The 6878-nt window shown below is 73.1% G+C and carries 3 protein-coding genes; 2 read left to right on the forward strand and 1 reads right to left on the reverse strand.

The window, feature by feature from the left end:
* Window positions 1–25 precede the first annotated feature (25 nt).
* Window positions 26–1027: a cellulose-binding protein gene (locus tag ACGFN2_RS18305; protein WP_393361445.1), complete on the forward strand. Its 1002-nt coding sequence runs from the start codon at window positions 26–28 to the stop codon at window positions 1025–1027.
* A gap of 27 nt (window positions 1028–1054) precedes the next feature.
* Here ACGFN2_RS18305 and ACGFN2_RS18310 read toward each other — a convergent pair whose 3' ends face one another.
* Window positions 1055–2668: an MFS transporter gene (locus tag ACGFN2_RS18310; protein ID WP_393361448.1), complete on the reverse strand. Its 1614-nt coding sequence runs from the start codon at window positions 2666–2668 to the stop codon at window positions 1055–1057.
* Window positions 2669–2875: 207 nt separating this feature from the next.
* Here ACGFN2_RS18310 and mfd point away from each other — a divergent pair, with 207 nt between their 5' ends.
* Window positions 2876–6442 carry a transcription-repair coupling factor gene (mfd, locus tag ACGFN2_RS18315; RefSeq protein ID WP_362613364.1) on the forward strand — a complete coding sequence of 1189 codons (3567 nt, stop codon included), beginning with the start codon at window positions 2876–2878 and terminating at the stop codon, window positions 6440–6442.
* Window positions 6443–6878: the final 436 nt, after the last annotated feature.

The raw sequence follows: 6878 nt of genomic DNA on the forward strand, positions 1-6878 counted from the left end.
TGCGCGGCGGAGAGGGGCTTGAGGGATGAGTGCATCGGTTTCGCCTCACGGGTTCGAGACCGTACGAGGGCGCGGCTACCGTCCGGAGGACGTGGACCGCCGTGTCGAGGGAATCTCGGTCGACCGCGACTCCTGCTGGGAGCGCGCCGCGCGGCTCACGGTCCTGTCCAACGAGATGGCCGCCGAGCTGGCGGAACTGCAGGCCCATGTGGCGCAGTTGCCGCCGCAGACGTATGTCTCGCTCGGCAGCGAGGCCCGGCTGATCCTGACGACCGCGGAGTCCGAGGCGGCGCGGCTGCGGGCCGGGGCGCAGCAGGCGGACGAGGAGATCCGGGAGGCGGCAGCGGCCTACGCGGACGAGGTCGGAGAGGCCGCCGACAAGGCGGCGGACGCGCGGCGCGGTGAGGCGGAGACGCTGGCCCGGCGCACGGGGGAGGCGGCGCGGGGCGAGGCCGCCGAACTGGTGGCCGTGGCCGCCGAGGACGACAAGAAGCTGCGGGAGGAGGCGGCCGCGGAGCTGGCCGAGGTGCGCCGGCGCACCGCGCAGCTGCTGCGCGACCAGGAGCAGCGGCAGACCGAGGAGTGGGACGGCACCGGGCGGGACATCGCGGAACGGGAGGCGGAGACGGACCGGCTGGTCGCGGAGCTGGACGCGCGCGCGAAGGCGGCCCGCGCCGACAGTGAGCGGCTGTACGCGGAGGCCGAGGAGGCCGCCCGGCACCGGCAGGAGGACGCCGAGGACCGCGCCGCCGGTCTGCTGGCGCAGGGGCAGGCCGAGGTGGAGCGCATCGAGCGCACCACGGCGCGGGTCCTGCGGGAGCACGACGCGGAGCGCGACGAGGTCCGCACCCACATGGCCCATGTGCGCAACAGCCTGGCCGCGCTCACCGGGAAGGCGCCGGTGGCGGACGAGGACGACGCCGCGGAGCCGAACGGCGGACCGGAATCCGGCGGCGCGGCCGGCCCCGACGAGGAGGACACCCTGGAGACCCAGCTGCCCCGCGCGGGCGGCGGCGCGAAGGGCTGACCGTACGGCCGCCGACGGGCCGCCCGCTCAGGTCCCGCCCGGCCCGCTCTCGCCGGTGCCGGTGCCGGTGCCCGTGCCGCCGGCCTCCGTGTGCACTGGGAAGCGGCGCGGGGCCGACAGCAGGGCGAGCAGCGCGAGTCCGGCGGCCGCGGCGGCGCCCGCGTAGACGTGGTCGACGGTGGTGTCGACGGCCCGGCGGAGGTAGTCGGTGGCCTGCGCGGTCAGGCCGCCGGCGTGCTCCAGGGCGCGTGAGACCGCGTCGAGGTCGCCGGGCAGGCCGGGGCGGATGTCCGAAGGGGCGTGCGCGAGGCGGTCGTTGAGGGTGGCGTTGGCGAGGGCGCCGAAGAGCGCGGCGCCGAGGGACTGGCCGACCTGGCGGCAGAAGAGTATGGAGGCGGTGGCGGTGCCGCGCTCCTGGTAGCCGACGGAGGACTGGACGCCGATGATCAGCGGGAGCTGGGAGAGGCCGAGGGCCGCGCCCAGCGCCAGCATGAGCAGGGCGGGCTGCCAGGCCGCCCCGGGGTAGGGCAGCAGGAGGAAGGCGAGCAGCACCAGGCCGGCCGCGCCGATGCCGAGCATCGCGCAGCTGCGGATGCCGACCCGGTTGTAGACATGGCTGCTGAGGGCGGCCGAGACCGGCCAGCTCAGGGTCATCACGGACAGCACGAAGCCGGCGGCGGTGGGGCTCAGGCCCAGGACCGACTGCGCGTAGGTGGGCAGGAACACCGTCGGGGCGACCATCAGCAGGCCCAGGGCGCCCAGGGCGAGGTTGACGGCGGAGATGGTGCGGCGGCGCCAGACCCAGCCGGGAATGATCGGCTCGGCGGCCCGCCGTTCGATGAGGACGGTGAGCGCCGCGCACCCCGCGCTGCCGGCGAACAGCAGCAGGGACGGGGCGGAGAGCCAGGGCCAGGCCACCCCGCCCTGGACCAGGGCGGTCAGCAGCAGCCCGCCGCAGGCGAAGATCGCCAGCGCGCCGGGCCAGTCCACCCGGGGGCGGGCTGCGGGCCGCGGCCGGTCCCGCTGCGGCTCGGTGAAGTGCCGCCCGATGAGCCAGAGGGCGGCCCCGCCCACCGGCAGGTTGACCAGGAAGATCCACCGCCAGTCGGCGTAGGCGGCGAGCAGTCCGCCCAGCGCGGGCCCGGCGACCGCCGAGGCGGCCCAGACGCTGGAGAGCCTGGCCTGGATCTTGGGGCGTTCCTTCATCGGGTAGAGGTCGGCGGCGATGGTCTGGACGGTGCCCTGGAGGGCGCCGCCGCCCAGGCCCTGCACCACCCGGAAGGCGATCAGCGAGCCCATGTTCCAGGCTCCGGCGCAGGCCAGCGAGCCGGCGAGGAAGAGCACGATGCCGGTGATCAGGATCGGCCTGCGGCCGAAGGTGTCGGAGAGCTTGCCGTAGACCGGCAGGGTCACGGTGACGGCCAGCAGATAGCCGGAGAACAGCCAGGAGAAGACCGCGAAGCCGCCGAGGTCGCCGACGATCTGCGGGATGGCGGTGGCGAGGATCGTCGAGTCGAGCGCGGCCAGCGCCATCCCGAGCATCAGGGCGGCGACGACGGGACGCGGCGGCGGCCCCGCGGGTGGCGGGCCGGCCGCCCGCAGTGTGCCGCTGTCCCCGGTCCGTGGCGTGCTTCCGCTCACCGTGCCCCCTCCTGAGGTTCTTGTACCGTGCACCCTTCCACGGGGGCGGGGGCTGCGGAACCGGGCCGCCGTGGTCACGGGGGCGGGAGGGCGCCGTCCCCGGCTTCCGGCCCGGCCTGTCAGCGGGCGGGCGTACGCTTGGCAACCCCGGCCCGTGCGACGTGTCGGGCTGCTGCGTTGTTCGCCTCGCTGGGACGGAACCTTTTCATGAGCCTGACTGGTCTGCTCGACGCCGTCGTACGGGACCCGGCGCTCGCCGAAGCGGTGCAGGCCGCGACCGACGGCCACCGCCCCCGGGTGGATCTGGTCGGCCCGCCGGCCGCCCGCCCCTTCGCGATCGCCGCGCTCGCCCGGCAGGCCGGCCGCCCGGTGCTCGCGGTGACCGCCACCGGCCGGGAGGCCGAGGACCTCGCCGCCGCCGTGCGCAGCCTGATGCCGGCCGGTGAGGACAACTCCGTCGTGGAGTTCCCGTCCTGGGAGACGCTGCCGCACGAGCGGCTCTCGCCGCGCTCGGACACCGTCGGCCGGCGCCTCGCGGTACTGCGCCGGCTCGCCCACCCGCGCCCGGACGACCCCACCGCCGGCCCGGTCTCGGTCGTCGTCGCCCCCATCCGCTCGGTGCTCCAGCCGCAGGTCAAGGGCCTGGGCGACCTGGAGCCGGTCAGTCTGCGCACCGGCGAGACCGCCGACCTCGAAGAGGTCGTCGACGGTCTGGCGGCGGCCGCCTACTCGCGGGTCGAGCTGGTCGAGAAGCGCGGCGAGTTCGCGGTCCGCGGCGGCATCCTGGACGTCTTCCCGCCCACCGAGGAGCACCCCCTGCGGGTCGAGTTCTGGGGCGACGACGTCGAGGAGATCCGCTACTTCAAGGTCGCCGACCAGCGGTCCCTGGAGGTCGCCGAGCACGGGCTGTGGGCGCCGCCGTGCCGGGAGTTGCTGCTGACCGACGAGGTGCGGGAGCGGGCGGCGGCACTCGCCGAGGACCATCCCGAGCTGGGCGAACTCCTCGGCAAGATCGCCGAGGGGATCGCCGTCGAGGGCATGGAGTCGCTGGCTCCGGTCCTGGTGGACGACATGGAACTGCTGCTGGACGTGCTGCCGAAGGGCTCCATGGCCGTGGTGTGCGACCCGGAGCGGGTGCGCACCCGGGCCGCCGACCTGGTGGCGACCAGCCAGGAGTTCCTCCAGGCGTCCTGGGCGGCCGCCGCGATGTCGGACGGGCCGGCGGCCGACGGGAAGGCGGCCCCGATCGATGTGGGCGCGGCCTCCCTGTGGGGCATCGCGGACGTCCGGGACCGGGCGCGTGAGCTGGGCATGCCGTGGTGGTCGGTCAGCCCCTTCGCGGCCGACGAGGACCTGGAGTCCGACGGCGACACCCTCAAGCTGGGCATGCACGCCCCCGACACCTACCGCGGGGACACCCAGCGGGCGCTGTCCGACACCAAGCAGTGGCTCGCCGACGGCTGGCGTACGGTCTTCCTCACCGAGGCGCACGGCCCCGCGGCCCGCACGGTCGAGGTCCTCGCCGGTGAGGGCATCGCCGCCCGCCTGGACGCCGACCTCCCCGAGCTCTCCCCGTCCGTCGTCCACGTCTCCTGCAGCTCCCTCGACAACGGCTTCATCGACCCCTCGCTGCGGCTCGCCGTCCTCACCGAGACCGACCTCTCCGGCCAGAAGGCGGCCGGCAAGGACGGCGCCCGGATGCCGGCCCGCCGCCGCAAGACCATCGACCCGCTCACCCTGGAGGTGGGCGACTTCATCGTCCACGAGCAGCACGGCGTGGGCCGCTACATCGAGATGGTGCAGCGCACCGTGCAGGGCGCCACCCGCGAGTACCTCCTCGTCGAGTACGCCCCCGCCAAGCGCGGCCAGCCCGGCGACCGCCTCTACATCCCCACCGACCAGCTGGAGCAGGTCACCAAGTACGTCGGCGGCGAGGCCCCGACGCTGCACCGCCTCGGCGGCGCCGACTGGACCAAGACCAAGGCGCGCGCCAAGAAGGCGGTCAAGGAGATCGCCGCCGACCTGATCAAGCTGTACTCCGCGCGGATGGCGGCACCCGGCCACACCTTCGGCGCGGACACCCCCTGGCAGCGCGAACTGGAGGACGCCTTCCCGTACGCGGAGACGCCCGACCAGCTCACCACCATCGCGGAGGTCAAGGAGGACATGGAGAAGTCGGTCCCGATGGACCGGCTGATCTGCGGCGACGTCGGCTACGGCAAGACCGAGATCGCGGTCCGTGCCGCCTTCAAGGCCGTCCAGGACGGCAAGCAGGTCGCCGTCCTCGTCCCCACCACGCTCCTCGTCCAGCAGCACTTCGGCACCTTCACCGAGCGCTACGGCCAGTTCCCGGTCAACGTCAAGGCGCTGTCCCGCTTCCAGACCGACACCGAGGCCAAGGGCGTCCTCGAAGGGCTGCGGGAGGGCTCCGTCGACCTCGTCATCGGCACCCACCGCCTCTTCTCCTCCGAGACCAAGTTCAAGGACCTGGGCCTGGTCATCGTCGACGAGGAGCAGCGGTTCGGCGTCGAGCACAAGGAACAGCTCAAGAAGCTCCGCGCCAACGTCGACGTCCTCACCATGTCCGCCACCCCCATCCCCCGCACCCTGGAGATGGCGGTCACCGGCATCCGCGAGATGTCGACGATCACCACGCCCCCCGAGGAGCGCCACCCGGTCCTGACCTTCGTCGGCCCCTACGAGCAGAAGCAGATCGGCGCCGCCATCCGCCGTGAACTCCTGCGCGAGGGCCAGGTCTTCTACATCCACAACCGGGTGGAGTCCATCGACAAGGCCGCCGCCCGCCTCCGCGAGATCGTCCCCGAGGCCCGCATCCAGACCGCCCACGGCCAGATGGGCGAGTCCCAGCTGGAACAGGTCGTCGTCGACTTCTGGGAGAAGAAGTTCGACGTCCTCGTCTCCACGACGATCGTCGAGTCCGGCATCGACATCTCCAACGCCAACACCCTGATCGTCGAACGCGGCGACAACTTCGGCCTCTCCCAGCTCCACCAGCTGCGCGGCCGGGTGGGCCGCGGCCGGGAACGCGGCTACGCCTACTTCCTCTACCCGCCGGAGAAGCCGCTCACCGAGACCGCCCACGAGCGGCTGGCGACCATCGCCCAGCACACCGAGATGGGCGCCGGCATGTACGTCGCCATGAAGGACCTGGAGATCCGCGGCGCGGGCAACCTCCTCGGCGGCGAACAGTCCGGCCACATCGCCGGCGTCGGCTTCGACCTCTACGTACGGATGGTCGGCGAGGCGGTCGCCGACTACCGCGCCTCCCTGGAGGGCGGCGTGGAGGAGGAGCCCCCGCTCGAAGTCAAGATCGAACTCCCGGTGGACGCCCACGTCCCGCACGACTACGCCCCCGGCGAGCGGCTGCGCCTCCAGGCCTACCGCGCCATCGCCTCCGCCTCCTCGGAGGAGGACATCGCGGCCGTCCGCGAGGAACTCACCGACCGCTACGGCAAGCTGCCCGAACCCGTCGAGAACCTCCTGCTGGTCGCCGGCCTGCGGATGCTGGCCCGCGCGTGCGGGGTCTGTGACATCACCCTCCAGGGCGCCAACGTCCGCTTCGGCCCCGTGGAGTTGCGCGAGTCCCAGGAGCTGCGCCTCAAGCGGCTCTATCCCCGTACGGTCCTCAAGCCGGCCACGCAACAGATTCTTGTTCCGCGGCCCACGACGGGGAAGATCGGCGGCAAGCCGGTGGTTGGGCGCGAGCTGCTCGCGTGGACAGGAGAGTTCCTCTCCACCATTTTGGGCTCGTAGCCCCGCTTCCCACGTTGTCGGGTGGCCCGCCGTGCCTGCTTTTCGCCTTCGGCGGGGGTGGGGGTTTGGGCGGGGGCCGCGGTTGTTCGTTGTGGTGCCGGGTTCGGTCCTGCGGGGCCTGTGTTGTGGACTGCTTCGCTTTACGTCCACAACACAGGCCCCTCCGGACCGCCCCCTCCCGTTCGTGTGGCGGCCTCCGTCCGGTGGGGGGAGAGGTGAAAGACCAGTAGCTGGGCCCGTGTCGTGGTGCGGGCCCAGCTACTGGTCTTTTGTTTTCTTCACCCTCTACCGGGGTGGGGTCCCTCAACTACGGGAGGGGGCGGGGCCGGAGGGGTGGGTGTTCGGACGTAAAGCGAAGCAGTCCGAACACCCACCCCGGAGGCCCCGAACCCGTCACCCACCACACACCGGGGCCCCACCCCACCAACCCCCTCCC

Origin of the sequence: Streptomyces sp. NPDC048612 (genome assembly GCF_043199295.1) — a bacterium.
Taxonomy (GTDB): Bacteria; Actinomycetota; Actinomycetes; order Streptomycetales; family Streptomycetaceae; genus Streptomyces.

Bases quoted from the DNA above. Each gene is read 5' to 3' on its own strand.
- mfd (WP_362613364.1), top strand. From the start codon at position 2,876: ATGAGCCTGACTGGTCTGCTCGACGCCGTCGTACGGGACCCGGCGCTC.
- ACGFN2_RS18305 (WP_393361445.1), top strand. From the start codon at position 26: ATGAGTGCATCGGTTTCGCCTCACGGGTTCGAGACCGTACGAGGGCGC.